We start from the raw sequence: 26,898 nt of genomic DNA, 5'->3' as shown, positions 1-26,898 counted from the left end.
CACAGGCCATGTTGTTGACTCCCTTCATCCCTTGGCCTGGATCAGCCGTGCCGCCTTCGCCAGCACCCCCACGACCGAAGCCAGCCCGTCGTCGCCCCATCCGGGCACCATCATGTTGCCGCCGGGGCTCGCCTTCACCTGGCGCAGCGCACCGGCGATGGCGGCCTGGCATTGCGTGATGGCGGAGAGCGCCTGCGCCTTGCTGCTCGCCGCGCGGAGCTTGCTCGCTGCCGTCAGCAGCGCCCGCTGAGTCTCGCCGACCCTGACCGAATTGACGTCATTGGCCATGCGTTCCAGCACGTCGGCGACGCAATTGTAGAGCGCCTTGCCCTGGCTGGTGTTGCACCCGGACAGGCCGGACGTCGCGGTGGCCGATGCGGCGTTGAGAACCGTCGATGCCGATGCCTGGCGGTCAGGGACCATCGCGGCCAGCATCGCCAGCATGAGCAGCGCCAGCATCCGCAAGTGCGCGAGCCGGAGGCCCTTGCGGGCTCCGAGAATCAGTGTCGTCATGTAAGTCCCCCTTATCGCGGCGCCGTTGGCGTCACCGCGTTGCCTACCGTGAAATCGCACGGCACCGTCGTCAGCCTTGGTTCACCCTTAAGCGCGAACAAATGCTCCCACTGTGATCTGCGGCACACGACGCCGCCCGGCGCGTCCTCGACGATGACGACGGCATAGAGCCGGTCGCGCTTCTGGAACGCCTTGATGCTGGTGTCTTCGGGGAAGGTCTGCAGCAGCGTCAGGATGCCATGGCCGCTGTCGGAATCGGCGGCGATGCCCGCGATCCCCGAAATGGTGCGCCATTTGCCGCCTTCGATGGTCGCGCCGATGAAGGTGCCCTCGGTCACGGTGTTCTGCAGGATCTTCTGCTTGAGGAATTCGGGGCCGAGCTCGCCGCTCAGGCGCAGCCGGTTCTTCAGGCTCGGCGAGTAGAAGATCTTGTCGGTGCCGCCCTGAAACACGATGGTCGTGCCTTCAGGCCCGCCTGCGATCAGGTTCTGGAATTCGCGTCCGCTCAGCACCTCGCTCGCAGCCGGCAGCGCTTGCAGGGCCGTCAGGGTGACGGCGAGCGCGAGGCACGAGCCCGGTCGCGACATCGAGAGGGGGTTTTGGCGCGGCATGGAGGGGGAATGATTCGTGAAATTTCAATTCTAGATATTGCAAATAGCACTCGTCAATTTGATGAAGCGCCCTGTCAATCGCCCGACATGACAGCTCATCGTCATTTGCGTAACGTCCCATGCAGGTGACCATGTGATGGTGCAGATGCGAATCGCTCGTCCTGCGGTGTTCTTTGCTGCCGCGCTTACTGCGCTGACCGTCGGCTACGCGCGCGCCGCATCGGAAGCGCGCAAGCCGGTGGCCGATTCCGCGCCGCGGCTGGCGCTGGTGATCGGCAATGCCCATTACGCAAAGCTCGGCACGCTCGCCAATCCCGGACGCGATGCCGAACTGATCGCGGACCGGCTGCGCCAGACCGGCTTCGAGGTCACTTCAGTTGCCGACCGCGACCTGAAAGGCCTGTCGCAGGACGTCGAAGAGTTTGCACAGAAGGTGAAGGCGCGCGGTCCCTCGACCGTCGCGGTGCTCTATTACGCCGGCCATGGCGTCGAGAACGACGGTGCCAACTACCTCGTGCCGGTCAACGCCGACATCAAGCGCCGCGCCGACATCGTGCCGCAGTCGGTCAGCGTCAAGCGAATTGCCGATCGCCTCGCCGCTTCAGGCAATACGCTCAACATCCTTATCGTCGATGCCTGCCGGGACAATCCGTTTCCGCCGGGCGTCGCGGCAAACGCAATCGGGCTGGTGCCGATGGGCGCGGTCTACGGCGTGTTCATTGCGTCGGCCACCGGATCGGGCAAGATGGCCTTCGACGGCGAGGATGGCCACAGTCCCTATACCAGAGCGCTTGCGGAGGCGATGATCGTGCCGGGCGAACGGTTGGAGGACGTGTTCAAGAGCGTGCGCCGCCAGGTGCGGCTCTCGACCGGAGAGCAGCAGATCCCCTGGGAATCCACCTCGCTCGAGCTCGATTTCTTCTTCGTGCCGCCGCCGCCTCCGCCGAGCCAGGCCGCGCAATTGCTCGCCGCCGCCAAAGAGACCGGCAATGTCGCGCTCTACGATCTCCTGATCGACCGTTTTCCAGCAAGCCCGGAATCGGTTCAGGCGCGCGCCTCTGCGGCGGAGTTGAGAAGGGGGACGACCGCCGGCGGGCCCGCGGCTGCCTCGCTGGTGCTCGATCGCGCGCGCCAGATGCGGACGCCAGAAGCCTATGATCTCGTCGCCGCGCTGTTTCCGGATACACCCGAGGCCGACGAGGCGCGCGGCGCAGCCTCGCGCCTGCGCGAGATCACCGTGCTCGACAGTGCCGGACCGACCTATGAGGGCCGCGAGCTGGTGCAGCTGATCCAGGCGCAGCTGGTGCGGCTCGATTGCTTCTCGGGCGAGCAAAGCGGGGTGTTCGACGCCGGCACCGTGCAGGGTCTGCGCCGGGCCTCGCGGCTCTCCGACGAGCGCTTCCTCTGGTACCGGCCGACCATGGCGGCGCTGCGGGCGCTGAAGAAGGTCGATGGCAACGACGGCTGTGCCCGGCTGAACACCGTTGCCGCGCCACGCTGCCTCCGCGTGAACAACGAGGACTTCTGCCACTAGGGTGGCCTAGCAAATAGGCTCCTGCATAATTCGGTCTATTTAATAGGCAAATAAGCATCTTTGTATGCAATTTTTTCGCCTTGGGTTCGGGTCTCATTTGCGTCCCCGGCTCTAATTTATTTGGATTTCAATGGATTAGGCCGCAGGCAAGAGTTCGTTAAGCCTTGGCACGAACCTTGCGAATCCCAGTTCCAACCAGAAACTTTTGTGTTGGAGCGATTTCATGAAGCGCCGCGATTTCCTCAAGTCCGTTTCCGGATTGGCCGCTGGCGCGGCGCTTCCGGCCATGCCAGCCGTGGTCTCGTCGGCTTATGCCGACGCGCGCTCGGAGACGCTGCTGATCGTCTCGGAAGGCGGCCCCAACAATCTCGACATCCACGGCGTCGGCACCAACGTGCCCGGCTATGAGGTGTCGTGGAATTGCTACGACCGCCTGATTAGCCACGAGATGAAGGCCGGTCCTGGCGGCGTGCCGTATTACGACCGCGACAAGTTCAAGGGCGAGCTCGCCGAAGAGTTCAAGATCGACGACATGTCGGTCACCTTCAAGCTGAAGAAGAACGCCAAATTCCACGACGGCACGCCCGTCACCGCCAAGGACGTGAAGTGGTCGCTGGATCGCGCCGTCAGCGTCGGCGGCTTCCCGACCTTCCAGATGAGCGCGGGGTCGCTGACCAAGCCCGAGCAGTTCGTCGTGATCGACGAGTACACCGTGCGCGTCGACTTCCTGAAGAAGGACAGGCTGACGGTCCCCGACCTCGCCGTCATCGTGCCCTGCATCGTCAACTCCGAGCTGGTGAAGAAGAACGCCAGCGAGAAGGATCCCTGGGGCCTCGAGTTCACCAAGCAGCAGACCGCGGGCTCCGGCGCCTACAAGGTGACGAAGTGGACCGCCGGCACCGAAGTCATCATGGAGCGCAACGACGATTGGGTCGGCGGTCCCCTGCCGAAGATCAAGCGCGTGATCTGGCGCATGGTGCCGCAGGCCGGCAACCGCCGCGCGCTGCTGGAGCGCGGCGACGCCGACATCTCCTACGAACTCCCGAACAAGGATTTCCAGGAGATGAAAGCGAACGGCAAGCTCAACGTGGTGTCGCTGCCGTTCTCCAACGGCATCCAGTATATTGGCATGAACGTCACCAAGCCGCCGTTCGACAATCCGAAGGTCCGTCAGGCCGTCGCCTACGCGCTGCCCTATCAGAAGATCATGGACGCGGTGATGTTCGGCCTCGCCAACCCGATGTTCGGCGCGCCCGCGGACAAGCCGACCGAGGTCGCCTGGCCGCAGCCGCACAAATACAACACCGACATCGAGAAGGCGAAGGCGCTGATGGCGGAGGCCGGCGTCGCCGGCGGCTTCGAGACCACGATCTCGTTTGACTTGAATTTTGCCGGCGTCAACGAGCCGCTCTGCGTGCTGGTGCAGGAGAGCCTCGCGCAGATCGGCATCAAGACCACCATCAACAAGGTGCCCGGCGCCAACTGGCGCACCGAGTTGAACAAGAAGGAAATGCCGCTCTTCACCAACGTGTTTTCGGGCTGGCTCGATTACCCCGAATACTTCTTCTACTGGTGCTATCACGGCAACAATTCCGTCTTCAACACCATGAGCTACAAGTCGGCGGAGATGGACAAGCTGATCGACGGCGCGCGCACCGCGGCCGCGACCGGCGACAAGGCGACCTACGAGACGGACGTGAAGGGTTTCGTCGATCTCGCCTACACCGACATCCCGCGCATCCCGCTGTACCAGCCCTTCGTCAACGTCGCGATGCAGAAGAACATCAGCGGCTACCAATACTGGTTCCACCGCAGGCTCGATTATCGCGCGCTGGTGAAGGGGTGATGTGTGATGCTGATCGTCAGCGACGCATCGGCATCGGCAGTGGGCTCCCTCTCCCGCTTGCGGGGGAGGGCCGGGGTGGGGGTCTCTCCGCGTCGGGATTGCCTGGCGCTGCGGAGCATATCCCTGCGCGGCGATAGCCCTCACCCGCCGCGCTCTGCGAGCGCGTCGGCCTCTCCCGCAAGCGGGAGAGGCGAAGCAAACCTGCGGAGCACCCCATGCTGGCCATGATCGGCAAGCGCCTGATGTTCGCGATCCCCTCGCTGATCGGTGTCGTCATCGTCACCTTCCTGCTGACGCGCGCGCTGCCCGGCGATCCCGCCGCGTACTTCGCCGGTCCCGCCGCGACCAAGGAAGCCGTCGAGCAGATCCGCAAGAAACTCGGCCTCGACAGGCCGCTGATCGAGCAGTTCTTTCGTTACACCAACGATCTCGCCCACGGCGATTTCGGCAACTCGCTGACGACGGGTCAACCGGTCGCGGCGGAAATCCGCAACCGTCTGCCGGCCTCGGCTGAATTGACGCTGCTCGGCCTGATCGTCTCGATCGTCATCGCCATTCCGCTCGGCGTGCTCGCGGCGACGCGACCGGGATCATGGGTCGATCATTTATGCCGGGTGACGACGACAGCGGGCGTGTCGCTGCCGGTGTTCTTCACTGGCCTGGTGCTGGTGTATTTATTCTACTTCCAGCTCGGCTGGTCGCCCGCGCCGCTCGGCCGTCTCGACGTGTTCTACAGCGCGCCGCCGACGGTGACGGGCTTCTACCTGATCGATACCCTGATCGCGCGCGACTTCGAAGCGTGGCGCTCGGCGCTGAGCCAGCTCATCCTGCCCGCGACGACGCTGGCGATCTTCTCGCTGGCGCCGATCGCGCGCATGACCCGCGCCTCCATGCTGGCGGTGCTCGCCTCCGAATTCGTCCGCACCGCGCGTGCCAGCGGCCTGTCGCCGGCAACCGTCATCGTCACCTACGCCTTCCGCAACGCGATGTTGCCCGTGATCACCACGCTCAGCATGGTGTTCTCGTTCCTGCTCGGCGCCAACGTGCTGGTCGAAAAAGTGTTCGCCTGGCCAGGCATTGGCTCCTATGCGGTGGAAGCGCTGATCTCCTCGGACTTCGCGCCGGTGCAGGGTTTCGTCCTCACCATGGCGGTGATGTACGTGCTTTTGAATCTCGTGATCGACATTTTGTACGGCGTCATCGATCCGCGCGTCAGGTTGGAGGGCTGATTCATGAGCTCCGTTGCGCCTGCTGTTGAACCCGTCGGCCCTGCCCGCACCTCGGGCCTTACCGCGGTTCTCGAACAGACCCGCTATGTGCTCAGCGAGAACAAGGTCACCGGCTTTGCCTTCGCGCTGCTGATTGTGATCCTGATCGCCGCGATCTTCGGTCCCTATGTGGTGCCGTATGATCCGCTCGCCTCCGACACCGCGGCGGCGCTGAAGCCGCCCTCGGCGGCGCACTGGTTCGGCACCGATCAGCTCGGGCGCGACATTTTCAGCCGCGTCGTGGTGGCGACACGGCTCGACACCTTCATCGCGGTCGCTTCCGTCGTGCTGGTGTTTTTGATGGGCGGGCTCGCCGGTATCGCGGCGGGCTATTTCGGTGGCTGGACCGACCGTATCGTCGGCCGCATCGCCGACACCATCATGGCGTTCCCGCTGTTCGTGCTGGCGATGGGTATCGTCGCCGCGCTCGGCAACACCGTGCAGAACATCATTCTGGCCACCGCGATCGTGAACTTCCCGCTCTATGCCCGCGTCGCCCGCGCCGAAGCCAATGTCCGCCGCAACGCCGGCTTCGTGCAGGCCGCGCGGCTCTCCGGCAACGGCGAATTCCGCATCCTGCTGGTGCATATCCTCCCCAACATCATGCCGATCATGATCGTGCAGATGTCGCTGACCATGGGTTATGCGATCTTGAATGCCGCAGGGCTCTCTTTCATCGGCCTCGGCGTCCGGCCGCCGACCGCGGAATGGGGCATCATGGTCGCCGAGGGCGCCGGCTTCATGGTGTCGGGCGAATGGTGGATCGCGCTGTTTCCGGGCCTCGCGCTGATGATCGCTGTGTTCTGTTTCAACCTCCTCGGCGACGGCCTGCGCGACATCGTCGACCCCCAGCGGAGGACCTGATGGCGAGCGACCGGCAAAAATTCCTCAATGATTTCGGTGCGGCTTCTACTGTGCATGGGGTTGTTTTCGATTTCTTGAGTGACGGGAGCCGCCCATGACCGCCCAGCCGCTGCTCGACGTCCAGGACCTCACGGTCGAATTCACCACCCGCCGCGGCATCGTCAAAGCGGTGCAGCACGTCAACATTTCCGTCGCCAAGGGCGAGACGCTGGCCATCGTCGGCGAGTCCGGCTCCGGCAAGTCGGTGACGTCCTACGCGGTGATGCGCATCCTCGACCGAGCCGGCAAGATCGCGGAGGGCTCGGTGATGTTCTCCGGCATCGACGTCAAGGCCGCGACCGAAGACCAGATGCGGGACCTGCGCGGCCGCGAAGTCTCGATGATCTTCCAGAACCCGCGCGCCGCGCTCAACCCGATCCGGAAAGTCGGCGACCAGATCGAGGACGTGCTGCGCACCCATGTGCAGCAGGCGACGGTTGCCGATCAAGGTGAGAAGGCGATCGAAGCGCTGGAGCAGGTCAAGATCGCCCGCCCGCGCGAGCGCTATCACGCCTATCCGTTCGAGCTGTCAGGCGGCATGTGCCAGCGCGTCGTCATCGCGCTCGCGCTCGCCTGCAATCCGCAACTCCTGATCGCGGACGAGCCGACGACGGGTCTCGACGTCACCACCCAGAAGGCGGTGATGGACCTGATCGTCGAGCTGACAAAACGCAAGGCGATGTCGACCATCCTGATCACCCACGATCTCGGCCTCGCCGCCGCCTATTGCGACCGCGTCGTCGTGATGGAGAAAGGCCGCGTCGTCGAGACCGCAAAAGCCGCCGACATCTTTGCCAACCCGCAGCACCCCTACACCAAGAAGCTGATGCGCGCGACGCCGCGGCTCGGCGTCTCTCTACGAGACTTGCTGCCTGAAGAGGAAGCAAGTGCGGCGGCATCCTTCGCCTCTCCCCGCACGCGGGGAGAGGCCGACATGCGCAGCATGGCGGGTGAGGGGGACTCTCCCAGCACCGTGCTCGCGGAGACAGCCCCTCACCCCAACCCTCTCCCCGTGAAGGACGGGGAGAGGGAGCAGAGTGGTGCAAGTGGCCAGCCCCTTCTCCTCATCGAAAAGCTCGTGAAGGAATACCCCCGCCAGGGCGCCACCGCGACGCTCGGAAAGCTGTTCGGCCGCAAGCCGCCGGTGGAGCCCGACGTGTTCCGCGCCGTCGACGGCATCAGCTTCGCGATCGGCCATGGCGAGAGCGTCGGCCTCGTCGGCGAATCCGGCTGCGGCAAATCGACCACCTCGATGATGGTGATGCGGCTGCTCGACCAGACCTCCGGCTTGATCCAGTTCGACGGCGAGGACATCGGCGCCATCCAGCCGGCGTCGTTTGCCCGGCTGCCGCAGCGCAGCCGCATCCAGATGGTGTTCCAGGACCCGACCGACAGCCTCAACCCGCGCTTCACCGCCGCCCGCGCCATCGCCGATCCCATCATGCAATTGGGCGACATCAAGGGCCGCGATGCGCTCCGCGCCCGCTGCGAGGAGCTGGCCACCATGGTCGGCCTGCCGCACAATTTGCTGGATCGCTTCCCGCACCAGCTCTCCGGCGGCCAGAAGGCCCGCGTCGGCATCGCCCGCGCCATTGCCCTGCACCCCAAGCTGGTCATCCTGGACGAGCCGACCGCGGCGCTGGACGTCTCGGTGCAGGCCGTGGTCCTGAACCTGCTCCAGGACCTCAAGGCGCGGCTAGGTATGAGCTATCTGTTCGTCTCGCATGATTTGAATGTAGTGCGCTTGTTGTGCGATCGTGTCATTGTCATGCGGACCGGTCGAATCGTGGAAGAGGGGACGTCCGAAAAAGTCCTCAGTGATCCGCAGGACGACTACACCAAGGAGCTGCTGACGGCGATCCCGCATCCGCCGTTGCCGGTTCACTGACAGATACGCCAGTATCTTGCGAGATGCATAGTTTGAGAGAGTGATGGCCGCCGAACCACTGGACGACTACATCGACGCCGTTTCCAAAGCGCTGGCGCTGCCGGTCGAAGAGGCCTGGAGGCCGGCGGTTCGCGCCAATCTCGAAGTATCGCTGCGGCTCGCCCGCCTGGTCGACGAATTCGCGCTGCCGGACGACACCGAGCCGGCGCCTGTTTTTACGGCCTGACGTCGCCATGACCGCCAAGCCAGAGATGAATGCTGCCGAGATCGCGAAAGCGGTGGCGGGCGGCCAATTGTCCGCGCTCGCCGCCACCGAAGCCGCGCTCGCGCGCATCAAGCAGCATGACGGCATCCTCAACGCCTTCACCGACGTCACCGCCGATCGCGCCCGCGCCAAGGCGCGCGCCATTGATGCCGACATCGCCGCCGGCAAGGATGTCGGCCCGCTAGCCGGCGTGCCCTTCGCGGTGAAGAACCTGTTCGACGTCACGGGCCTGCCGACCCGCGCGGGCTCGAAGATCAACCGCGAGCTCGCACCGGCGAGGCGCGACGCGACGCTGATCGAGCGCATGGAAGCTGCCGGCGCGGTTCTCGTCGGCGCGCTCAACATGGGCGAATACGCCTACGATTTCACCGGCGAGAACGTCCATGATGGTCCCTCGCGCAATCCGCATGACACGACGCGGATGAGCGGCGGCTCCTCCGGCGGTTCGGGCAGCGCCGTCGGCGGCGCGCTCGTGCCGATCGCGCTCGGCTCGGACACCAATGGCTCGATCCGCGTGCCCTCGTCGTTTTGCGGCATCTTTGGTCTGAAGCCGACCTATGGCCGGCTGTCGCGCGCGCGCTCGTTTCCATTCGTGGCGAGCTTCGATCATCTCGGCCCGTTCGCACGCTCGGTCACCGACCTCGCGCTCGCCTATGACGCGATGCAGGGCCCGGATGCCGACGATGCCGCCTGCACCACGCGCGGCCTCGAGCCGACGCTGCCGCTGCTCGCCAATCCGGTTTCGGATTTGCGTATCGGCATCGCCGGCGGCTACTTCCAGAAGAACGTGTTTCCCGAGGCGGTCGAAGCCGTCGGCCGCGTCGCCAAGGCGCTCGGTGCGACGAAGACCGTCGACGTGCCCGAGGCCGCCCGTGCCCGCGCCGCGGCTTACGTCATCAGCACCACCGAGGGCGCCTCGCTGCATCTCGACCGCCTGCGCAAGCGCCCGAACGATTTCGACCCGGCCGTGCGCGACCGGTTGATCGCAGGCGCCATGGTGCCGGCGCCGCTGGTCGACCGCGCGCAAAAATTCCGCCGCTGGTATCGTGCGCAATTCGCCGAGATCTTCAAATCGGTCGACGTGCTGATCGCGCCCGCGACGCCCTGCACCGCGCCCAAGCTCGGGCAGGTCATGTTCACTCTCGACGGCGTCGAACTGCCGGTGCGCGCCAATATCGGCATCCACACCCAGCCGATCTCGTTCATCGGCCTGCCCGTGGTCGCCGTGCCGGTGCCACTCGAGCCGCTGCCGATCGGCGTGCAGATCATCGCCGCGCCCTGGCGCGAGGACATCGCGCTGCGCGTCGCCTACGCGCTTGAGAAGATGGGCGTCGTATCCGCGCCAGCTCCAAGAGGATTCTGACATGGAGATCGATCTCCCCGAGGTGATCGCGGAAGTCAAAGCCGCTTTCGAGCGCTATGAGCAGGCCCTCGTCAGCAACGACGTCGCCGTGCTCGGCGAGCTGTTCCGCAACGATTCCCGCACCCTGCGCTACGGCATCGGCGAGAACCTCTACGGCTACGAGGCGATCTCCGGCTTCCGCGCCGGCCGTTCGCCGGTGGGGCTCAACCGCCGGACCGCGAAAACCGTCATCTCCAGCTACGGCCGCGACACGGCCGTGGCCTCCACCTTGTTCTATCGCGACACGGCTCCCGGCAAGGTTGGCCGGCAGATGCAGACCTGGATTCGCTTCCCGGAGGGCTGGCGCGTCGTCGCGGCCCATGTCAGCATCATCGACGAGCCGAAAGAGACCTGACCGTATGACGCTTGACGATCTTCCGCCCGGGACACTGCCGGCCGAGCCGGTGGTGCCGCGGGTCGACCGGGCGCAGCCCAGCGTGCACAAGGTGACGCGCGCCGAGGAATTGCGGCTTCAATTGGCCGACGAGATCGTACGTGGAACCCTGCCTCCCGGTGCGCCGCTGGACGAGACCGAGATCGCGCGGCGCTTCAGCGTCTCGCGCACGCCGGTACGCGAGGCCCTGCGCCAGCTGGTGGCGAGCGGCCTGGTCGAGGCGCGGCCGCATCGCGGCGCGGTGGTGGCGCAGCCCTCGATCGAGCGTCTCAAGAGCATGTTCGAGGCGATGGCGGAGCTGGAGGCGCTGTGCGCCGGCCTTGCCGCCGAGCGCATGTCTGCGGCCGAGCGTCACGGTCTCGAAGCCGTGCACGAAGAGCTGCGGGTGCTGAGCTATGCCGGCAACCCGGATCGCTTCCACGAGGTCAACGAGCGCTTCCACAACGCGATCTATGCGGGCTCGCAGAACGGCTACATCGCCGAGATCACGCTGGCGACGCGCGTCCGCGTGCAGCCGTTCCGCCGCGCCCAGTTCCGCAATCTCGGCCGGTTGGCAAAGTCGCAGGCCGAGCACGACCGCGTCGTCGTCGCCATCATGCGCGGGGACAAGCAGGGCGCAGCCGCCGCGATGCGCGCGCATATCGAGCTGGTGCGCGGGGAGTATGAGATTTACGCGGTGTCGGTGTAGACGCACGCTCGGTAGGGTGGGCAAAGGCGCAAAGCGCCGTGCCCACGTTCTTTTAATGATGGGCACAGATGGTGGGCACGCTCCGCTTTGCCCACCCTACGAAACCGGTTATGACGCCGCGGCTTCGACCACAAACTTCCGCCAGCCGCCATACGCGGTGATGTCGCGCGCCTCGCCCAGCACCTCCGGCTCGACGAGAAAGCCCTTCACGCTGCGACCATCCGCAAGCCGCACCGTGCCGATCGCCATCGGCGCAGGGATCGCGTTGACGAACTTGCCAAAGGCGGACGATGACAGCGACCAGATCTCCAGCTCGATCGACGCGCCCTTGCCGGTCTCGACACGCAGCATGCCCGGCTTCGGCGGCGTGGTCGGGAGCGCATAGAGCTTGTAGTCAGGCGCTGTCTTTGTCGCTTCGACCAGCTTGCCGTTCAGTGCCTTCAATTCGCCGTTCAGCGCCATGCCGGAGAGATGCGCGCCGACCACCGCGATCGGAATCTCGTCGCCGTAATTGGCGGGCGGCGGAACTAGCGCGGGCTGCGCTACGCCCTTTGCGCCAGTCGTGAGTTTCGTATCCGCATGAAACACGCGGCCGATGCTCGCAAGCAGCGCATCGCGGCCAGCGGGCGCAAGCAGCGTGATGCCGAACGGAATGCCGTCCGTGCGCATCGCCGCCGGCACCGCAAGGCCGCAGAGATCGAGCAGGTTGACAAAATTGGTATAGGTGCCGAGCCGGCTGTTGAGTTCGATCGGATTGGCCAGCACCTGCGCGGTCGTATAGGCGGTCGGGGCCGTCGGCAGCACCAGCGCGTCGATATTGGCAAAGGTGCGCTCGGCGATCTTGCGCAGGCCCTGCAGGCGATAGAGCGCCGAGAAGGTCTCCGCCGCCGTCAGCCGCGCGCCCGCCGCGGTGATCTCGCGCGTGACCGGATGAATTGAGTCAGGTGCGGACGCCAGCAGGTTCTTGATCACGAGATAGCGCTCGGCGACCCAGGGCCCCTCATAGAGCAGCCGCGCGGTCTCGTAGAACGGCTCGAGGTCAAACTCGACCAGCGTCGCGCCGAGCGATGTCCAGCGCTTCAGCGCGTCGGCATAAGCTGCTTCCGCCTTCTTGTCGCCGAAGAAGATCAACTGTCCGTTGCGCGGGACGCCCAGGCGCAAATTCGCCGGGAACGGCGTGAGTGCACCAAGCGGCCGGTCGCGCGAGAACGGATCGGCCTGATCCGGGCCGGCCATCACGGAGAGCGCGAGCGCGGCATCGTCCACGGTCAGCGCGAACACCGAGATGCAGTCGAGCGTGCGGCAGGCGGGCACCAGGCCCGCGGTCGAGATCATGCCGAGGCTCGGCTTCAGCCCGACGATGTTGTTGAGCATCGCCGGCACGCGCCCCGAGCCGGCCGTGTCGGTGCCGAGCGTGAGCGGCACGAGCCCCGCGCCGACGGCCGTCGCCGATCCCGAGCTGGAGCCGCCCGGAATGAGATCCTCGCGGATCGCGTTCCTGGGGATGCCATAGGGCGAGCGCACGCCGACGAGGCCGGTTGCGAACTGGTCGAGATTGGTCTTGCCGATGATGATCGCGCCGGCTTCGCGCAGGCGCTCCACTGCAGTCGAGTCATGCGTCGGCGTGTAGGAGAAGGCCGGACACGCCGCCGTGGTCGGAAAACCGAGCGCGTCGATATTGTCCTTCACGCCGACCGGAATGCCATAGAGCGGCAGGCTCGCCGCATCCGGGCGCGCGGCGAGCTTCTCGGCTTCCGCGATCGCATCCTTCTCGTCGCGCAGGCTGATGAAGACGGCGGGATCGTTGTGGTCGCGGATGCGCTGATAGGTGCGGGCGATCGTCTCAGCCGGCGTCATCGTGCCCGCGCGATGCGCGGCCACGATCGCGGCGATCGTTTCAGGCTGCTCAGCCCCCATCTCAGCCTTCATGGCGACAAAACTCCGGCAACAGGTCTCACCCGATTGAAGCAAGCGATGTGCCATTGTGTACAGAATCCGGGCACGGTCCCCACCCCGGATATTATCGAGAGATCAGTGGGTTGTGGGATATTTCGGCGGACGGCCGGACCGTCGGGCGAACGCCCTGTTACGGGCATCTGCCCAAATCATGGGCAGGCGAGATCAAGTGAAGCCGGCGAGGATCTGGAGTAGCCGCTCCCGGTTCGCCTTGCCGATCTTGTCCTCGACGTGCCGCTCATGCTCGGCGGCGAGCCGTTTGAACTTGGCCAGCGCGATCTCGCCCTGGGCGGTGAGGTGCAGCGCGTGGGAGCGTCGGTCCGCCTTCGACTTGACCCGCTTCACCAGCTTGCGTTGCTCAAGGCTGTCGAGCAGATGCACCAGCCGGGCGCGCTCGATGCCGAGGCGTTTTGCCACCGCCATCTGCGACAGGCCGGGATTGGCGCCGATCACTGTCAGCACCGAATATTGTGTCGGGCGGATGTCGACGTTGCCCAGCGTCTTGATGAAGTCCTGGAAGATCCAGATCTGGAAGCGCCGCACGGCATAGCCGGCGTGGCCGACCAGCGCGTCGAGGCCGATCTCGTCCGCGTCGATCCGCCGCGCGGCGCCGTTGCCGGCGCGTTTGCGCGGGGAAGCTTGGGCTGCGCCGGCTGTCACATCGTGTCTCCTGTCGAGCAATCCTAGCGCCCCAGCGGCCAAAGCGAAAGATTGTTGTTGACGACAACAATTGCCATGCCCAACATTATGGTCAAAGCAGCCCGGAACGAGGCTGCGGCCGTTCCGAAGCTTTCGGGGCGAGGAGGAAACCATGACAACCGCCGCTCGCGGTGACGCAGAAAGCCTGTTCGCAACGCCGAAAACCGTCGCGGAGCGCCGCGCCGACGGCAGCATTCTGCTGCGCTCGGGCGAGCCTCTGCGCGCCAGCGCGCGCTGCATCGGTGACTGGCTGGAGCATTTTGCGCGGCAGACGCCGGACAAGATTTTCCTCGCCGAGCGAGACGGCGCCGATACGCCATGGGCCACGGTGACCTATGCAGGCGCCTTGCTGCGAGTGCGCGCGGCAGCGTCCTGGATTCTGGCGCAAGGCCTCAGCGCCGAGCGCCCCGTCGTCATCCTCTCCGACAACAGCATCGACCACGCGCTGCTCGCGCTGGCCGCCCAGCATGTCGGCGTGCCCTCGGCGGCGATCTCGCCGGCCTATTCGTTGGTGTCGAAAGACTTTGACAAGCTCAAGAGCATGATCGCGCTGCTTCAGCCGGGCGCGATCTATGTCTCCGCCACGAAAGCATTTGCGGCGGCTCTCGCCGCGATCGAGCCGCTGCATACGGCAAAGGTCATCAGCGGCAATGCCAGCGATGCCGATGCGCTCGCTTTCCGTGCCATCGCCGCGACGCCCGAGACCAGCGATGTAGCCCAGGCATTTGCCGCGGTGACGCCTGATACGATCGCAAAATTCCTGTTCACCTCGGGCTCGACCGGCACGCCCAAGGCGGTCATCAACACCCAGCGCATGCTGACATCGACCCAGCAGGCCAAAGCGCAGACCTGGACCTTCCTTGAACAAGCCGGCAGCGATCTCGTCATCCTCGACTGGCTACCCTGGAGCCACACTTTCGGCGCCAACCACAATTTCAATCTCGTGCTGCGCAATGGCGGCTCGCTCTATATCGACGGCGGCAAGCCCGCGCCCGGCCTGTTTGCGACCTCGCTCGCGAATCTGAAAAGCGTGATGCCGACAGTGTATTTCAACGTGCCGCGCGGTTTCGACATGCTGATCGCGGCGCTGCGCGGCGACGAGGAGCTGCGCCGCCGCTTCTTCAGCGAGGTGAGGTTTGCCTTCTATGCCGGCGCAGCCTTGCCGCAAAATCTATGGGATGCGCTGGAGCAACTCTCCGTCGAGACCGCTGGCCGTCCGCTGCCGATGGTCTCTGCCTGGGGCTCGACCGAGACCTCGCCGCTCGCGACCGACTGCCATTTCCTCGCCGAACGCTCCGGCAATATCGGCGTGCCGATTCCCGGCACCGAGCTGAAGCTCGTCACGTCAGGCGACAAGCTGGAGGTGCGCGTACGCGGACCCAATGTCACGCCGGGCTACTGGAAGGCACCTGAGCTGACGAAGCAGGCGTTTGACGAAGAGGGCTTTTATCTCATCGGCGATGCCGTGAAGCTTGCCGATCCCGCGCGCCCCGAGCGCGGCCTGTTCTTCGACGGCCGCGTCGCCGAAGATTTCAAGCTCAATTCCGGCACCTGGGTCAGCGTCGGCACGCTGCGCGTCGCCGGCATCGCCGCCCTGGCGCCGCTGGCGCAGGACATCGTCGTCACCGGTCATGGCGGCGACGAGGTGCGGTTCCTGGTGTTCCCGAACATCCTGGCGTGCCGTGCGCATGCTGGTTTGCCCGAGACGGCTGGCGTGCGCGACGTGCTGGCGCATGACGAGGTTCGGACCGCCGTCGCGCAGGGCCTCGCGAAACTTAAGCGGCACGGCGCCAACTCCTCCGGCCACGCTACGCGCGCGCTGCTGCTGGCCGAGCCACCGTCGGTCGACGGCGGCGAGATCACCGACAAGGGCTACATCAACCAGCGCGCCGTGCTGGCGCGCCGTGCCGATGCGGTGGCGCGGCTGGATGATGATGCGTCCGGGGAGTGGGTGGGGTTGTAACGGCCGAGCGGCAGCCAACGGCGATCGTGCCCCGGACGCAGTGCAGCACGTGGTGATGCACTGCAGAGCCGGGGCCCATTTCTCGTGATGTACGAGGTTGCGTGGGTCCCGGCTCTGCGCAGCAGCGTTTCACGCTGCAGCGCGTCCGGGACACGACACATCTCGATCGGGCCAGCCATTCTGTCGCAATACCCCGCATGATTCTTTTGTTGCCTAAGCAACTAATTTGTGCGAACCGTTCCGGGGAAGATGACGGCGGGGAAACCGCTGCGTCTCGTTCGGGAGGAAACGATGCTCGGCAAAGAGGGTGCCGCAGGAAAATGCCTGCGCATGCCGGAAAATCGCAGGCGATCATGCCCGGCGCGGGTCCCGTCAGGCCTCGGTGCCGCCCGTCACCGCGCCCAGATTCTCGTGCAGCCGGCGCAAGAGATCGATCAGCACCTCGCGCTCGTCCTTCGACAGACACGACAGCAACCGCCGCTCGCGTTCGAACGCGGCGACGATCACCTTGTCATGAGTGGCGCGGCCTCTCGCCGTCAGCGAGATCGAGTGGGTGCGGCCATCGTTCGGATCGGTGCGGATCGACACCAGCCCCCGCTTCTCGAGACCCGCCAGCGTCCGGCTCACCGGGCCCTTGTCGAAGCCGATCACGTGGCAGATGCGCGAGGCGGGGATGCCGGGCTCGATCGCCAGCAGCGACATGATCCGCCACTCCGTGACGTTGACGCCGAACTGCTTCTGATAGAGCGCCGTCGCGCTGTTCGAGAGCTTGTTGGCGATGAAGGTGATGAAGGCTGGGACGTAACGGTCGAGATCCAGCGTCGGTCCTGCTTCTGCAGGCGCAGGCTTCTGGCGGGCTCTGGTCAAGGACGGCGGCATATCGGGATTCTGTCTCGCGGCGTGCCGACAGACCTAAGGACATGCACCGCCTTTTCACAAGATCAAAATAAGGGAGGACCTTCATGAGCGCACCCGGCTCAGCCGCATCAGGCGTCCCGCATCTCGACGTCGATCCGTTCGCGATGAACTTTTTTGCCGACCCTTATCCCACGCACGAACTGCTGCGGGAGACGGGGCCGGTCGTCTATCTCGACAAATGGAACGTCTATGGCGTGGCGCGTTATGCCGAGGTGCACGCCGTGCTGAACGATCCCGCGACGTTCTGCTCCAGCCGCGGCGTCGGCCTGTCCGATTTCAAGAAGGAGACGCCGTGGCGGCCGCCGAGCCTGATCCTCGAAGCCGATCCTCCCGAGCACGTCCGCACCCGCGCGGTGCTATCGAAGGTATTGTCGCCGACCGTGATGAAGGGGCTGCGCGACCGCTTTGCCGCCGCGGCCGAGGCGCGGGTGGACGCGCTGCTGGAGATGCGTAGCTTCGATGCGATCGCGGATCTGGCCGAGGCCTACCCGCTCTCGATCTTCCCGGATGCGCTGGGTCTGAAGCCGGAAGGCCGCGAAAACCTCATTCCCTATGCGAGCCTGGTGTTCAACGCCTTCGGTCCGCCGAACCAATTGCGCCAGGAGGCAATCGCGCGCTCGGCACCGCACCAAGCCTACGTCACCGCGCAATGCCAGCGCGACAACCTGACGCCCGGCGGCATCGGCGCCTGCATTCATGCCCATGTCGACGAGGGGGTCATCACGGCGACCGAGGCGCCGCTGCTGGTGCGCTCGCTGCTGTCGGCCGGCCTCGACACCACTGTCAATGGTATCGGGGCTGCGGTCTATTGCCTCGCGCGCTTCCCCGAGCAGTGGCAGCGCCTGCGCGAGGATCTCACACTCGCGCGCAACGCCTTCGAAGAAGCCGTGCGGTTCGAAAGCCCGGTGCAGACCTTCTTCCGCACCACGACGCGCGAGGTCGAGCTGTCGGGCGCGGCCATCGGCGAGGGTGAGAAGGTGCTGATGTTCCTCGCGGCCGCCAACCGCGATCCGCGCCGCTGGGAAAACGCGGACAGTTACGACATCACGCGCCGCACCTCTGGTCATGTCGGCTACGGCTCCGGCATTCACATGTGCGTCGGCCAGCTCGTGGCCCGGCTCGAAGGCGAGACGATACTTTCGGCGCTGGCTCGCCGCGTTGCCAGCATCGAGATCACGGGTGAACCAAAACGCCGCTTCAACAACACGCTGCGTGGGCTCGACAGCCTGCCGGTGACGATCGTGCCGGCCTGACGCGAACGGCTATAAAACAACGGGGGAGGGAGCAATGAAGAATTTGAAATGGACGCTCGTCATGGCCGCGAGCCTGATGAGCAGCGCGGCGAGCGCCGAGATCTCCGACAATGTCGTGCGCATCGGCGTGCTCAACGACATCTCCGGTATCTTCCAGGACACCAATGGCATGGGCTCGGTCGAGGCCGCGCGTATGGCGGCGGAAGACTTCAATGGGGGCGGTAAGGGCATCAAGGTCGAGATCGTCTATGCCGATCACCAGAACAAGGCCGACGTCGGCAACGCCATCGCGCGCAAATGGCTGGACGTCGAAGGCGTCGATGCCATCGTCGATGTGCCGAACTCGGCCGTCGGCCTCTCCATCAACACGCTGTTACGCGACAGCCGCATGACTTTCCTGGCGTCATCGACGGCCAGCTCCGATCTCACCGGCAAGGCCTGCTCGCCCAACACCATCCAATGGGTCAACGACGCCTGGGCGACCGGCAACACCACCGCGGCTGCGATGATGTCGCGTGGCGGCAAGGACTGGTATTTTCTCACGGTCGACTACGCGCTTGGCAAGGGCATCGAGGCGGAGGCGCAGAAATACATCGAGGGCCACGGTGGTAAGGTGCTGGGCTCCTCAAAGCATCCGCTCGGCACCTCCGACTTCGCTTCGTTCCTGTTGCAGGCACAGAACTCGAAGGCGCAGGTGATCGGCCTTGCCAATGCCGGCGGCGACACCATCAACGCGGTGAAGCAGGCCGCCGAGTTCGGCGTGCAGCAGAGCGGTCAAAAGCTGGTGGCGTTCCTGCTCTTCATCAACGACATCCACGGCATGGGCATCAAGGTCGCGCAGGGCCTTCAGCTGATGGAAGCCTTCTACTGGGACATGAACGACGACACCCGCGCCTTCGCAAAGCGCTTCGCCGCGCGGCCCGGGATGAACGGCAAGATGCCGAGCGGCAACCAGGCCGGCGTCTATGCCTCGACGCTCGCCTATCTCAATGCGGTGGCGGCGACCGGTAGCGACAACGCCAAGGATGCGGTGCCCGAAATGAAGAAGTTCAAGGGCAAGGACAAACTGTTCGGCGACACCACCATCCGCCAGGACGGCCGCGTCGTGCATCCCATGTATTTGTTCGAGGTGAAGAAGCCGGAGGAATCGAAATATCCGTACGACTATTACAAGCTGGTTTCGACGATCCCGGCGGAGCAGGCGTTCCGGCCGCTGGCGGAGGGCGGGTGCGAACTGGTGAAGTAGGTCTCGTGCCCCGGACGCAGTGCAGCGCGTAGCGCTGCGCTGCAGAGCCGGGGCCCATGGCTTCTGGGCCCCGGCTCTGCGTCGCGTCATTTCATGCCGCGACGCGTCCGGGACACGAGAGGTGCCCTAAACCACCTTGCTTGACCCCTGCGTGATCAGCCTCGCCGCGCGCTGGTCCCGTGCGTAGATCCACAGCCAGCTCAGTGCGACGCTGAGGCGGTGGCGGAGGCCGATCAGGAAGTAGATGTGGGCGATGCCCCAGATCCACCACGCGATCGTGCCGCGCAGCTTGACCTTGCCGAAGTCGATCACCGCGAGCCGCTTGCCGATCTGCGCGAGACTGCCGGAGTGCTTGTAGCGGAACGCTCCCTTGTTCTCGCCACGCAGCCGCGCCTTGATGGTCTCGGCGACGTGACGGCCTTGCTGCTTCGCCGCCGGTGCGATGCCGGGGACAGGCTTGCCGTTCCAGGCGTTGACGTTGATGGTGTCGCCGATCGCAAAAATCTCGGGATGGCCGGGAATGGTCAGATCGTTCTCCACCTGCACGCGGCCGGCGCGATCGGCTGGCGCGCCCAGCCATTCGGCAGCGGGCGAAGCGCGCACGCCCGCGGCCCAGATCCGGGTCTTGGCCTCGAGCAGCTTGCCGCCGAACACGACGCCCTCACGGTTGATCTCGGTGACGGCCTGTCCCAGCACGACCTCGACGCCGATCTTTTCCAGCGACGCCTGCGCGTAAGCGGAGAGATCGTCGGGAAATCCCGCCAGCACGCGCGAGCCCGCCTCGATCAGCACCACGCGCGCCTTGTGGGTGTCGATGTTGCGGAAGTCGGCCGGCAGGGTGTGGTGCGCCATCTCGGCGATGGTGCCGGCGAGCTCGACGCCGGTCGGACCGGCGCCGACGATGACGAAAGTCAGCCGCGCGGCGCGTTTGGCCGGATCGGTCTCGCGCTCGGCGCGCTCGAATGCCACCAGGATGTGGCGGCGCAAGGTGGTCGCATCCTCCAGCGTCTTCAGCCCGGGCGCCCATTGCTCCCATTCGTCGTGGCCGAAATAGGCGTGGCGCGCGCCGGTTGCGAGCACCAGTGTGTCGTAGGGCACCTCGCTGCCGTCGTCGATCAGCACGCGACGTCGGTCGGCGTCGACGCCGCTGACGGTCGCAAACAGCGTCGTCACCTCGCGGCGGTCGCGCATCAGATGGCGGATCGGCCAGGCAATCTCGCTGGTCGCAAGCGAGGCGGTTGCGACCTGGTAGAGCAGCGGCTGAAACAGATGATGGTTGCGGCGATCGATCAGCGTGATCTCGACCGGCGCGCCCGCAAGCCTGTAAGTGGCCTCCAACCCGCCGAAGCCGGCTCCGACGATAACGACGCGGTGGGGATTGCCGGACATGATGCACCCTCGAATCTCTCTGCTGCTCTCCTCTCATTAAGTGCGTATCGCGCACCCGCAGTCCAATAGCCGTCATCAATCGCCGCATAGGCCCGCTGTATCGACATGCCCCCGTGAAAAAGCGCCGCAGCCTTGACCATGCCTTGGCCGAAGTGAGTAGAATTATATTTCTTGCCATCCCCAATTGGGGCGAAATATGGTGCAGAGGCGGGCGCTGAGCCGTTGGCGGCGTGACAGATTTTGCGTTCAATAGAGACGACCCGGGGCGGCGATCACCCCGTTTCCGGGATCAATAATAAGGAGGGGACTGGTTATGAGGACAGCATACTGGCTGGCGGGCGCAGCGGCGCTGGTGCTGGCAAATCCGGCATTCGCCGGCGACACCATCAAGATCGGTTTCGTCTCGACCTTCAGCGGCCCGACCGCCGTGATCGGCAACGACATGCGCAACTCGTTCGAGCTCGCGCTGGATCACCTGGGTCGCAAGATGGACGGCAAGCCGGTCGAGGTCATCTACGAAGACGACGGCCAGAAGCCTGACGTCGGCAAGCAGAAGACCGAGAAGCTGGTGCAGTCCGACAAGGTCGATTTCATCGTCGGCTATATCTGGTCGAACGTGCTGCTCGCCTCGCTGAAGACGGCGGTGGATTCGCAGACCTTCCTGATCTCGGCCAATGCCGGCCCGTCGCAGCTCGCGGGCGAACTGTGCAGCCCTTACGTGTTCTCGACCTCCTGGCAGAACGACCAGACGCCAGCCGCGATGGGCCTCTACATGAACGCGAATGGCGTCAAGAGCGTGTTCCTGATCGGCCCGAACTACGCTGCGGGCAAGGACATGCTCTCGGGCTTGAAGAGCACGTTCAAGGGCGAGGTCAAGGGCGAGGAGTATACGGTCTGGCCGAGCCAGCTCGACTTCTCGGCCGAACTGGCGAAAGCTCGTGCCTCCGGAGCCGAGTCGATCTTCGTGTTCTATCCGGGAGCTGCCGGCGCGCAATTCCTCAACCAATATGTCCAGGCCGGCTTGAAGGGCCAGATGCCGCTCTACACCGCCTTCACCGTCGATGAAACGACGCTGCCGCTGCAGAAGGAAAATGCGCTCGGCGTGTCCGGCGCGCAGCAGTGGGTGAACGACTTACCCAACGAGCAGAACAAGAAGTTCGTCGCCGACTACCGGGCGAAATATCCGGGCGCCCGGCCGAGCTATTACGGCGCGCAGGCCTATGACGCCGCGCAGCTCATCAACAGCGCGGTCGTCGCGGTGAAGGGCGATACCAGCAAGAAAGACGCGATGAAGGCCGAAATGGAGAAGGCCAACTTCAAGTCGCTGCGCGGCGCGTTCAAATACGGCAACAACCACATCCCGATCCAGAACTTCTATCTGCAGGACGTGGTGAAGGGTGCCGGAGGCGAGCTGTCGCTGAAAACCGTTGCCACCATCGTCACGGACGACCAGGACCGTTTCCACGACAAGTGCCCGATGAAGTGAGTTCTCTCCTCTCCCTCTCCTCGCTTGCGGGGAGAGGCTGGGGTGAGGGGAATCTCCGCGGGACGCAGCGCGCCGAATTCCTCGATAGCCTCCACAACGTCATTGCGAGCGCAGCGAAGCAATCCAGAGGCTTTCCGCGGAGGGATTCTGGATTGCTTCGTCGCTTCGCTCCTCGCAATGACGGCGTGGAGAGAGTGCTACACCCGCGGCATGCTTGCAGGGCGCACTTCGCGGGCCTGTGCCGCCAGCCTGATGCCGGCATTGGCTGCGCCGAATCCCTGATAGCTCCGCCGCTCGACGATCTCGAAGAAGAACCGCTCGTCGAAGATGTGCGTGTAGACCTGGAAGAACTCGCCGTCGCCCTCGCGGTCGTAGAGGATGTGGTTGGCGCGCAGCTGCGCCATCAGGTCGGGCGCGAGATCGTATTTGGCTTCGATGTCGTCGTAATAATTGTCGGGGATGTCCAGGAAGTCCGCGCCGCGGGCGCGCATTGCGGCGACGGTCGCGAAGATGTCCTTGCACGAGAACGCGACGTGCTGCACGCCCGAGCCGAAGAACTCCGAGATGAAGCGGGCGGGCAGGGTGCGGTTGGCGGAGGAGCCGTTGAGCACGAAGCGCAGGCTCTGGTCGCCGTTGATGATGGCCTGGCTCTGCACGAGCCCGCGGGGGTCGGCGATCTCCATCTGTGGCAGGCGCTCGAGGTCGAGGATGCCGGTGTAGAACAACAGCCAGGACAGCATCTCGTCATAGGGCATCGATTGCGCGATGTGGTCGACGGCGAGCAGCGCGTCGGCACCGGGGTTGCTCGCGACAGGCTCGAAATCGGTGTCCCAGTTCTTGCCGGCCTGGTCGAGGAAGTAGAGCAGGCTGCCGCCGACGCCGTGGATGGCGGGAATCTCCAGCTCGCCCGGGCCGACCGGCTGATAGAAGGTGCGCGCCTTCAGCGCCTCGGCGCGCTGCATCGCAAGGCCGGCATTGTCGACGTCGAGCGCGATGGCGCAGACGCCGGGACCGTGCGTGACGTAGTGCGAATGCGCAAAGCCGTCGGTCTCGCAATTGATCACGAGCTCGACCTTGCCCTGCGACCAGCGCTCCACCGCCTTGCTGCGATGCTTGCCGGTCTTGCGGAAACCCAGTTGCGAGAATAGCCGGGCCAGCTCCCCCGCCTTGGTCTCGTTGACGGCGAACTCGATGAACCCGGTGCCGCGGCTCCTCGCCTTCGGCGCCAGTGGCTCGCTGACGATCTTCGGCCAATCCGGCGCAAGCTGGTCCTCCAGCAGGATCAGCGAGCGCAGGCCGTCGACCGCGGTTTGCGCGGCCGAGCCGGCGCGGAACTGGTCGTTGAAGATCTCCAGCGACCACGGTCCGGCATAGCCGGTCGCGGCGATCGCCTGCATGAATTCACCGACCGGCAGATCACCCTGGCCAGGGAAGGAGCGGAAGTGCCGGCTCCACGACAAAATATCGAGCTCAAGCCTCGGCGCGTCCGCGAGCTGCACCAGGAAGATCTTGTCGCCGGGGATCGAGGCCATTGCGCGAACGGGAAAGTCGGGCGCCAGTGCGTGAAAGCTGTCGAGGATGACGCCGATCGCGGGATGATCGGCGCGCCGCACGATCTCCCAGGCGTCGCGATAGTCGTTGACGTGGCGGCCCCAGGCCAACGCCTCATAGCCGACGCGCAAGCCGCGCTTGGCGGCGAGGTCGCCGAGCTCGCGAAAATCATCCGCGGCGCGGTCGATGCCGCCGAGCGAGGCGGGCGAGACGTTGGAGCAGATCAGCAGCAGATCGGTGCCGAGCTCCTGCATCAGATCGAACTTGCGCATCGCGCGGGCGAAATTGCGCGTGCGCTGCGGCTCCGGCATGCCCTCGAAATCGCGGAACGGCTGGAACGCGCAGATTTTCAGATTGAGATCGCCGCAGAGCTTTGCGATGTCGCGCGGGCCCGCGCCGAACGACAGCAGATCGTTCTCGAAGATTTCGACCTCGTCGAAGCCGGCGGCCGCGATGGCGCGGAGCTTCTCGTCCAGCGCCCCCGAGAGGGAGACGGTGGCGATCGAGCGTTTGGTCATGCTGCATTGTCCTCCATCGCGCCGCCCAGGAACAATTGTCCGATGCGGGGATCGTTCAGAATGCGTTTCGCGTCGTCGACCATGCGGGTCTGGCCGAGCTCGAGCACGATGCCGATGTCGGAGATTTCCAGCGCCGAGCGCGCGTTCTGCTCGATCATCAGGATGGTGACGCCGCGGTCGCGCAAGGATTTGAGGATGTCGAAGGTCTGCTGCACCATCAGCGGCGACAGCCCGATCGAGGGCTCGTCGATCAGCACCAGCTTCGGGTCGAGCAGCAAGGAGCGGGCGATCTCGAGCTGCTTCTGCTCGCCGCCCGAAAGTGTGGAGGCCTGCTGGGTCGATTTCCGCCGCAGCGCCGGAAACAGGTCAAAGGCTGCTTCGATCCGACCGGGCATGTCGATGCCTTTCCCGGCCGAGACGCCGCCAAGCTCGATATTGCTGCGGACCGAGAGCTCGGGAAAGATGTTGCGGCCCTGCGGCACGTAGCAGATGCCGGCATTGAGCAGCGCGCGCTGGCTCAGATGGGTGACGTCGCGGCCGGCAAAGCTGATCTTGCCGTCGCGAAGCTTGAGCAGGCCAAAGATCGCCTTGAACACGGTCGATTTGCCGGCGCCGTTCGGGCCGATGATGGTGGTGATCGTGGCCGGCGGTACCGAGAAGGTGGTGCCGTTCAGGATTGTCATCTTGCCGTAACCGCCGACGAGATTATGAACCGAGAGGATCGCCTCGCTCATGGTCTAATGTCCCAAATAGGCTTCGATCACGGCGGGATTCTTGCGCACTTCGTCGGGGCGTCCCATCGCCAGCACCTTGCCTTCCGCCATCACCATCACGCGCGAGCAGAGCGACATCACGAATTCCATATTGTGCTCGATCACGACGAAGGTCGCGTTCTTCTCGCGGTTGATCGCGACCAGGCGATCCTTGAGGTCCGCCAGCATCGACGGGTTGACGCCGCCGGCGGGCTCGTCGAGCAGCACCAGGCGCGGGCCGCCCATGAACGCCATGGCGGCATCGAGCAGCTTTTGCTGGCCGTAGGAGAGGCCGCCGGCCGGCTCATCGGCAAGATGATCGAGCTTGAAGAAGCCGATCATCTGGTTGGCGGCGTCCGTCAGCCCGGCATCGGAGCGGCCGACCAAGCGCGAGGCCATGTTGCCCTGGTGCTCTTGTCCCGCGAGGATCAGGTTCTCGCGCACCGAGAGTTTTGGGAAGACTTGCAAGAGCTGGAAGGTGCGGCTGACGCCGAGCTTGTTGAGCTCGGCGGGGCGCAGGCCCGTGACCGCCTTGCCGTCGAGCTTCACTTCACCGCCTGATGGCGTGAGCTGGCCGAGGATGCAGTTGAACAGCGTGGACTTGCCGCAGCCGTTCGGCCCGATCAGGCCGAGGATTTCGCCTTCGCGGACATCGAACGAGACGCCATTGACCGCGTGGATGCCGCCAAAACTCTTCTTGATGTCGGTGACTTCGAGGACCGCGCTCATTGCACCGTCTCCAGGCGCGACTTTGCCACGGCGCGCAGTGCGGAGGCGGCCCTGGTGCGGCGCTCGGCGAGATAGCGGTCGAGGATTCCCAGAATGCCGGTCGGCGACCAGATCAGCAGCAACATCACCGCAACCGCGTAGAGCATCAGGTAATAGCCTTCGGTGAAGCGCAGCCATTCCGGCAGCAGCACCGCGATCATCGCGCCGAGGAACGGGCCGAAGTAGAAGCCGGCGCCGCCGACGATCACCATCATCAGCAGGTCGAGCGAGAGCGACAGGTTGAAGGGCACGGGGTCGATATATTGCGTCAGCGGCGCATAGAGCGCGCCGGCGACGCCGCCGAGCGCCGAGCCGATCGCGAACGCCATCAGCGTATAGCGCCGCGTGTCGATGCCGAGCGATTGCGCGCGCAGCGGATTCTCGCGCAGCGCCATGAAGGCGCGGCCCCAGGGTGAGCGGATCAGCCACCACACTGCGAGCGAGACGATCGCGAGCGAGCCGAGGCAGACATAGTAGAACGGCAGCGGCTTGTTGGTGGCGAGGCCGAAAAAGTGCGGCCGCGGAATGTTGGAGATGCCGTAGATGCCGCCGGTGAGCCAGCTCTCGTTGCGGAACACGAGGAAGGCCAGCGTCGAGAAGGCGAGCGTGACGAAGGCAAGGTAGTGATGCTGCACGCGCAGCGCGGGATAGCCGAGCACCCAGCCGACCGCGAAGCTCAAGACGATCGCGACCAGGATCGCGGCCGGCAGCGGCCAGCCATGGGTGGTCATGATCGCGGATGCATAGGCACCGATGCCGACGAAGGCGCCTTGTGCCAGCGAGACCTGCCCGGCATAGCCGAGCGTGAGGTTCAGCCCCATCGCGGCGATGCTCATCACCGCCCACTGGCTCAGGATGAACAGGCCGTAGCGGTTGAAGTTCATGGGAACGATGATCAGGCCGGCGATGACGGCAAGGCCGAGCGCGATTTTGAGGGGTTTGGCATAGAAGCTCATACCGTGCGCTCCTCGGTGCGGCCGAGCAGGCCCTGCGGCCGGAACAGGATCACGGCGATCAGGAAGATCATCGGCACGGCGGCGCGGTACTGCGTCGAGACATAGGCGGCCGCGAGGTTGTCGAGCACGCC

Annotated in this window: 23 protein-coding genes and 1 pseudogene; 13 read left to right on the top strand and 11 right to left on the bottom strand. The window is 65.1% G+C overall.

The genetic code is table 11. From position 1 onward, the window contains the following. Nucleotides 1-24: 24 nt before the first annotated feature. On the bottom strand, nucleotides 25-513 hold the full coding sequence (locus tag HYH08_RS22295) for a hypothetical protein (protein ID WP_228748000.1): 489 nt from the start codon (nucleotides 511-513) through the stop codon (nucleotides 25-27). A gap of 11 nt (nucleotides 514-524) precedes the next feature. Beyond that, nucleotides 525-1,124, bottom strand: a complete 600-nt coding sequence (locus HYH08_RS22290; protein ID WP_220011970.1) for a hypothetical protein — start codon at nucleotides 1,122-1,124, stop codon at nucleotides 525-527. 145 nt (nucleotides 1,125-1,269) lie between these two features. Here HYH08_RS22290 and HYH08_RS22285 point away from each other — a divergent pair, with 145 nt between their 5' ends. The 9 genes from HYH08_RS22285 to HYH08_RS22245 all read left to right on the top strand — a co-directional run bounded on the left by HYH08_RS22285 (nucleotide 1,270) and on the right by HYH08_RS22245 (nucleotide 11,312). Further along, nucleotides 1,270-2,658, top strand: coding sequence for a caspase family protein (locus HYH08_RS22285; RefSeq protein ID WP_228747999.1), 1,389 nt, complete (start codon nucleotides 1,270-1,272; stop codon nucleotides 2,656-2,658). Between the two features lie 223 nt (nucleotides 2,659-2,881). Further along, complete coding sequence (locus HYH08_RS22280; protein WP_220011968.1) at nucleotides 2,882-4,504, top strand: ABC transporter substrate-binding protein; 1,623 nt, start codon at nucleotides 2,882-2,884, stop codon at nucleotides 4,502-4,504. Nucleotides 4,505-4,719: 215 nt separating this feature from the next. Then, nucleotides 4,720-5,733, top strand: a complete 1,014-nt coding sequence (locus tag HYH08_RS22275) for an ABC transporter permease (RefSeq protein ID WP_220011967.1) — start codon at nucleotides 4,720-4,722, stop codon at nucleotides 5,731-5,733. Nucleotides 5,734-5,736: 3 nt separating this feature from the next. Continuing rightward, nucleotides 5,737-6,636 carry an ABC transporter permease gene (locus tag HYH08_RS22270; RefSeq protein ID WP_220011966.1) on the top strand — a complete coding sequence of 300 codons (900 nt, stop codon included), beginning with the start codon at nucleotides 5,737-5,739 and terminating at the stop codon, nucleotides 6,634-6,636. A gap of 94 nt (nucleotides 6,637-6,730) precedes the next feature. Continuing rightward, nucleotides 6,731-8,563 carry a dipeptide ABC transporter ATP-binding protein gene (locus HYH08_RS22265; protein ID WP_220011965.1) on the top strand — a complete coding sequence of 611 codons (1,833 nt, stop codon included), beginning with the start codon at nucleotides 6,731-6,733 and terminating at the stop codon, nucleotides 8,561-8,563. Between the two features lie 43 nt (nucleotides 8,564-8,606). Next, complete coding sequence (locus tag HYH08_RS22260) at nucleotides 8,607-8,789, top strand: DUF4089 domain-containing protein (protein ID WP_220011964.1); 183 nt, start codon at nucleotides 8,607-8,609, stop codon at nucleotides 8,787-8,789. A 7-nt stretch (nucleotides 8,790-8,796) separates the two neighbouring features. Then, the gene (locus tag HYH08_RS22255) at nucleotides 8,797-10,191 is read left to right on the top strand and encodes an AtzE family amidohydrolase (protein WP_220011963.1); all 1,395 of its coding nucleotides are present in this window, start codon (nucleotides 8,797-8,799) and stop codon (nucleotides 10,189-10,191) included. A 1-nt stretch (nucleotide 10,192) separates the two neighbouring features. Next, entirely contained in the window at nucleotides 10,193-10,585 is a 393-nt protein-coding gene (gene hpxZ, locus HYH08_RS22250) for an oxalurate catabolism protein HpxZ (protein ID WP_220011962.1), read from the top strand. Nucleotides 10,586-10,589: 4 nt separating this feature from the next. Further along, complete coding sequence (locus HYH08_RS22245; RefSeq protein WP_220011961.1) at nucleotides 10,590-11,312, top strand: GntR family transcriptional regulator; 723 nt, start codon at nucleotides 10,590-10,592, stop codon at nucleotides 11,310-11,312. Nucleotides 11,313-11,420: 108 nt separating this feature from the next. On the opposite strand, the gene atzF is transcribed toward HYH08_RS22245, so the two are convergent. Both atzF and HYH08_RS22235 read right to left on the bottom strand, forming a co-directional pair. After that, nucleotides 11,421-13,229 carry an allophanate hydrolase gene (atzF, locus tag HYH08_RS22240; RefSeq protein WP_502788592.1) on the bottom strand — a complete coding sequence of 603 codons (1,809 nt, stop codon included), beginning with the start codon at nucleotides 13,227-13,229 and terminating at the stop codon, nucleotides 11,421-11,423. Nucleotides 13,230-13,433: 204 nt separating this feature from the next. Beyond that, nucleotides 13,434-13,928, bottom strand: coding sequence for a MarR family winged helix-turn-helix transcriptional regulator (locus HYH08_RS22235; protein ID WP_220011959.1), 495 nt, complete (start codon nucleotides 13,926-13,928; stop codon nucleotides 13,434-13,436). Nucleotides 13,929-14,079: 151 nt separating this feature from the next. On the opposite strand from HYH08_RS22235, the gene HYH08_RS22230 reads away from it, so the two are divergent. Beyond that, nucleotides 14,080-15,930 carry a feruloyl-CoA synthase gene (locus tag HYH08_RS22230; RefSeq protein WP_220011958.1) on the top strand — a complete coding sequence of 617 codons (1,851 nt, stop codon included), beginning with the start codon at nucleotides 14,080-14,082 and terminating at the stop codon, nucleotides 15,928-15,930. 372 nt (nucleotides 15,931-16,302) lie between these two features. Here HYH08_RS22230 and HYH08_RS22225 read toward each other — a convergent pair whose 3' ends face one another. Beyond that, nucleotides 16,303-16,809, bottom strand: coding sequence for a MarR family winged helix-turn-helix transcriptional regulator (locus HYH08_RS22225; RefSeq protein ID WP_220011957.1), 507 nt, complete (start codon nucleotides 16,807-16,809; stop codon nucleotides 16,303-16,305). An 83-nt stretch (nucleotides 16,810-16,892) separates the two neighbouring features. On the opposite strand from HYH08_RS22225, the gene HYH08_RS22220 reads away from it, so the two are divergent. After that, complete coding sequence (locus HYH08_RS22220; protein WP_220011956.1) at nucleotides 16,893-18,101, top strand: cytochrome P450; 1,209 nt, start codon at nucleotides 16,893-16,895, stop codon at nucleotides 18,099-18,101. A gap of 34 nt (nucleotides 18,102-18,135) precedes the next feature. Next, a complete protein-coding gene (locus HYH08_RS22215; protein WP_220011955.1) occupies nucleotides 18,136-19,347 on the top strand; it encodes an ABC transporter substrate-binding protein in 1,212 nt (403 codons plus the stop codon). 126 nt (nucleotides 19,348-19,473) lie between these two features. Here HYH08_RS22215 and HYH08_RS22210 read toward each other — a convergent pair whose 3' ends face one another. Continuing rightward, entirely contained in the window at nucleotides 19,474-20,736 is a 1,263-nt protein-coding gene (locus tag HYH08_RS22210; protein WP_220011954.1) for an NAD(P)/FAD-dependent oxidoreductase, read from the bottom strand. 313 nt (nucleotides 20,737-21,049) lie between these two features. Between HYH08_RS22210 and HYH08_RS22205 the strand changes: the two genes are divergently transcribed. Then, nucleotides 21,050-22,222 carry an ABC transporter substrate-binding protein gene (locus HYH08_RS22205; RefSeq protein ID WP_220011953.1) on the top strand — a complete coding sequence of 391 codons (1,173 nt, stop codon included), beginning with the start codon at nucleotides 21,050-21,052 and terminating at the stop codon, nucleotides 22,220-22,222. A 197-nt stretch (nucleotides 22,223-22,419) separates the two neighbouring features. On the opposite strand, the gene HYH08_RS22200 is transcribed toward HYH08_RS22205, so the two are convergent. From HYH08_RS22200 to HYH08_RS22180, 5 genes and pseudogenes are all read right to left on the bottom strand, one after another. Further along, nucleotides 22,420-24,291: a bifunctional sugar phosphate isomerase/epimerase/4-hydroxyphenylpyruvate dioxygenase family protein gene (locus HYH08_RS22200; protein ID WP_220011952.1), complete on the bottom strand. Its 1,872-nt coding sequence runs from the start codon at nucleotides 24,289-24,291 to the stop codon at nucleotides 22,420-22,422. Further along, entirely contained in the window at nucleotides 24,288-25,025 is a 738-nt protein-coding gene (locus HYH08_RS22195; RefSeq protein ID WP_220011951.1) for an ABC transporter ATP-binding protein, read from the bottom strand. The genes HYH08_RS22200 and HYH08_RS22195 overlap by 4 nt, the downstream gene beginning before the upstream one ends. Before the next feature lie 3 nt (nucleotides 25,026-25,028). Next, complete coding sequence (locus HYH08_RS22190; protein WP_220011950.1) at nucleotides 25,029-25,772, bottom strand: ABC transporter ATP-binding protein; 744 nt, start codon at nucleotides 25,770-25,772, stop codon at nucleotides 25,029-25,031. Further along, complete coding sequence (locus HYH08_RS22185; RefSeq protein ID WP_220011949.1) at nucleotides 25,769-26,767, bottom strand: branched-chain amino acid ABC transporter permease; 999 nt, start codon at nucleotides 26,765-26,767, stop codon at nucleotides 25,769-25,771. The genes HYH08_RS22190 and HYH08_RS22185 overlap by 4 nt, the downstream gene beginning before the upstream one ends. Continuing rightward, a pseudogene (locus tag HYH08_RS22180) lies at nucleotides 26,764-26,898 on the bottom strand (branched-chain amino acid ABC transporter permease); the annotation flags it as partial. The gene HYH08_RS22185 and the pseudogene HYH08_RS22180, both read right to left, overlap by 4 nt.

The organism is Bradyrhizobium sp. BR 10289 (genome assembly GCF_019455385.1).
Taxonomy (GTDB): domain Bacteria; phylum Pseudomonadota; class Alphaproteobacteria; order Rhizobiales; family Xanthobacteraceae; genus Bradyrhizobium.
The sequence above is the reverse complement of the archived record's forward strand: the minus strand, read 5'-3'. Positions and strand labels throughout refer to the sequence as shown.

Bases quoted from the DNA above. Each gene is read 5' to 3' on its own strand.
- HYH08_RS22190 (WP_220011950.1), bottom strand. From the start codon at position 25,772: ATGAGCGCGGTCCTCGAAGTCACCGACATCAAGAAGAGTTTTGGCGGC.
- HYH08_RS22200 (WP_220011952.1), bottom strand. From the start codon at position 24,291: ATGACCAAACGCTCGATCGCCACCGTCTCCCTCTCGGGGGCGCTGGAC.
- HYH08_RS22280 (WP_220011968.1), top strand. From the start codon at position 2,882: ATGAAGCGCCGCGATTTCCTCAAGTCCGTTTCCGGATTGGCCGCTGGC.
- HYH08_RS22265 (WP_220011965.1), top strand. From the start codon at position 6,731: ATGACCGCCCAGCCGCTGCTCGACGTCCAGGACCTCACGGTCGAATTC.
- HYH08_RS22215 (WP_220011955.1), top strand. From the start codon at position 18,136: ATGAAGAATTTGAAATGGACGCTCGTCATGGCCGCGAGCCTGATGAGC.
- HYH08_RS22290 (WP_220011970.1), bottom strand. From the start codon at position 1,124: ATGCCGCGCCAAAACCCCCTCTCGATGTCGCGACCGGGCTCGTGCCTC.
- HYH08_RS22225 (WP_220011957.1), bottom strand. From the start codon at position 16,809: ATGCCGCCGTCCTTGACCAGAGCCCGCCAGAAGCCTGCGCCTGCAGAA.
- HYH08_RS22285 (WP_228747999.1), top strand. From the start codon at position 1,270: ATGCGAATCGCTCGTCCTGCGGTGTTCTTTGCTGCCGCGCTTACTGCG.
- HYH08_RS22205 (WP_220011953.1), top strand. From the start codon at position 21,050: ATGAGGACAGCATACTGGCTGGCGGGCGCAGCGGCGCTGGTGCTGGCA.
- HYH08_RS22220 (WP_220011956.1), top strand. From the start codon at position 16,893: ATGAGCGCACCCGGCTCAGCCGCATCAGGCGTCCCGCATCTCGACGTC.
- HYH08_RS22195 (WP_220011951.1), bottom strand. From the start codon at position 25,025: ATGAGCGAGGCGATCCTCTCGGTTCATAATCTCGTCGGCGGTTACGGC.
- HYH08_RS22230 (WP_220011958.1), top strand. From the start codon at position 14,080: ATGACAACCGCCGCTCGCGGTGACGCAGAAAGCCTGTTCGCAACGCCG.
- HYH08_RS22295 (WP_228748000.1), bottom strand. From the start codon at position 513: ATGACGACACTGATTCTCGGAGCCCGCAAGGGCCTCCGGCTCGCGCAC.
- HYH08_RS22185 (WP_220011949.1), bottom strand. From the start codon at position 26,767: ATGAGCTTCTATGCCAAACCCCTCAAAATCGCGCTCGGCCTTGCCGTC.
- HYH08_RS22245 (WP_220011961.1), top strand. From the start codon at position 10,590: ATGACGCTTGACGATCTTCCGCCCGGGACACTGCCGGCCGAGCCGGTG.
- HYH08_RS22210 (WP_220011954.1), bottom strand. From the start codon at position 20,736: ATGTCCGGCAATCCCCACCGCGTCGTTATCGTCGGAGCCGGCTTCGGC.
- atzF (WP_502788592.1), bottom strand. From the start codon at position 13,229: ATGGGGGCTGAGCAGCCTGAAACGATCGCCGCGATCGTGGCCGCGCAT.
- HYH08_RS22260 (WP_220011964.1), top strand. From the start codon at position 8,607: ATGGCCGCCGAACCACTGGACGACTACATCGACGCCGTTTCCAAAGCG.
- hpxZ (WP_220011962.1), top strand. From the start codon at position 10,193: ATGGAGATCGATCTCCCCGAGGTGATCGCGGAAGTCAAAGCCGCTTTC.
- HYH08_RS22270 (WP_220011966.1), top strand. From the start codon at position 5,737: ATGAGCTCCGTTGCGCCTGCTGTTGAACCCGTCGGCCCTGCCCGCACC.
- HYH08_RS22275 (WP_220011967.1), top strand. From the start codon at position 4,720: ATGCTGGCCATGATCGGCAAGCGCCTGATGTTCGCGATCCCCTCGCTG.
- HYH08_RS22255 (WP_220011963.1), top strand. From the start codon at position 8,797: ATGACCGCCAAGCCAGAGATGAATGCTGCCGAGATCGCGAAAGCGGTG.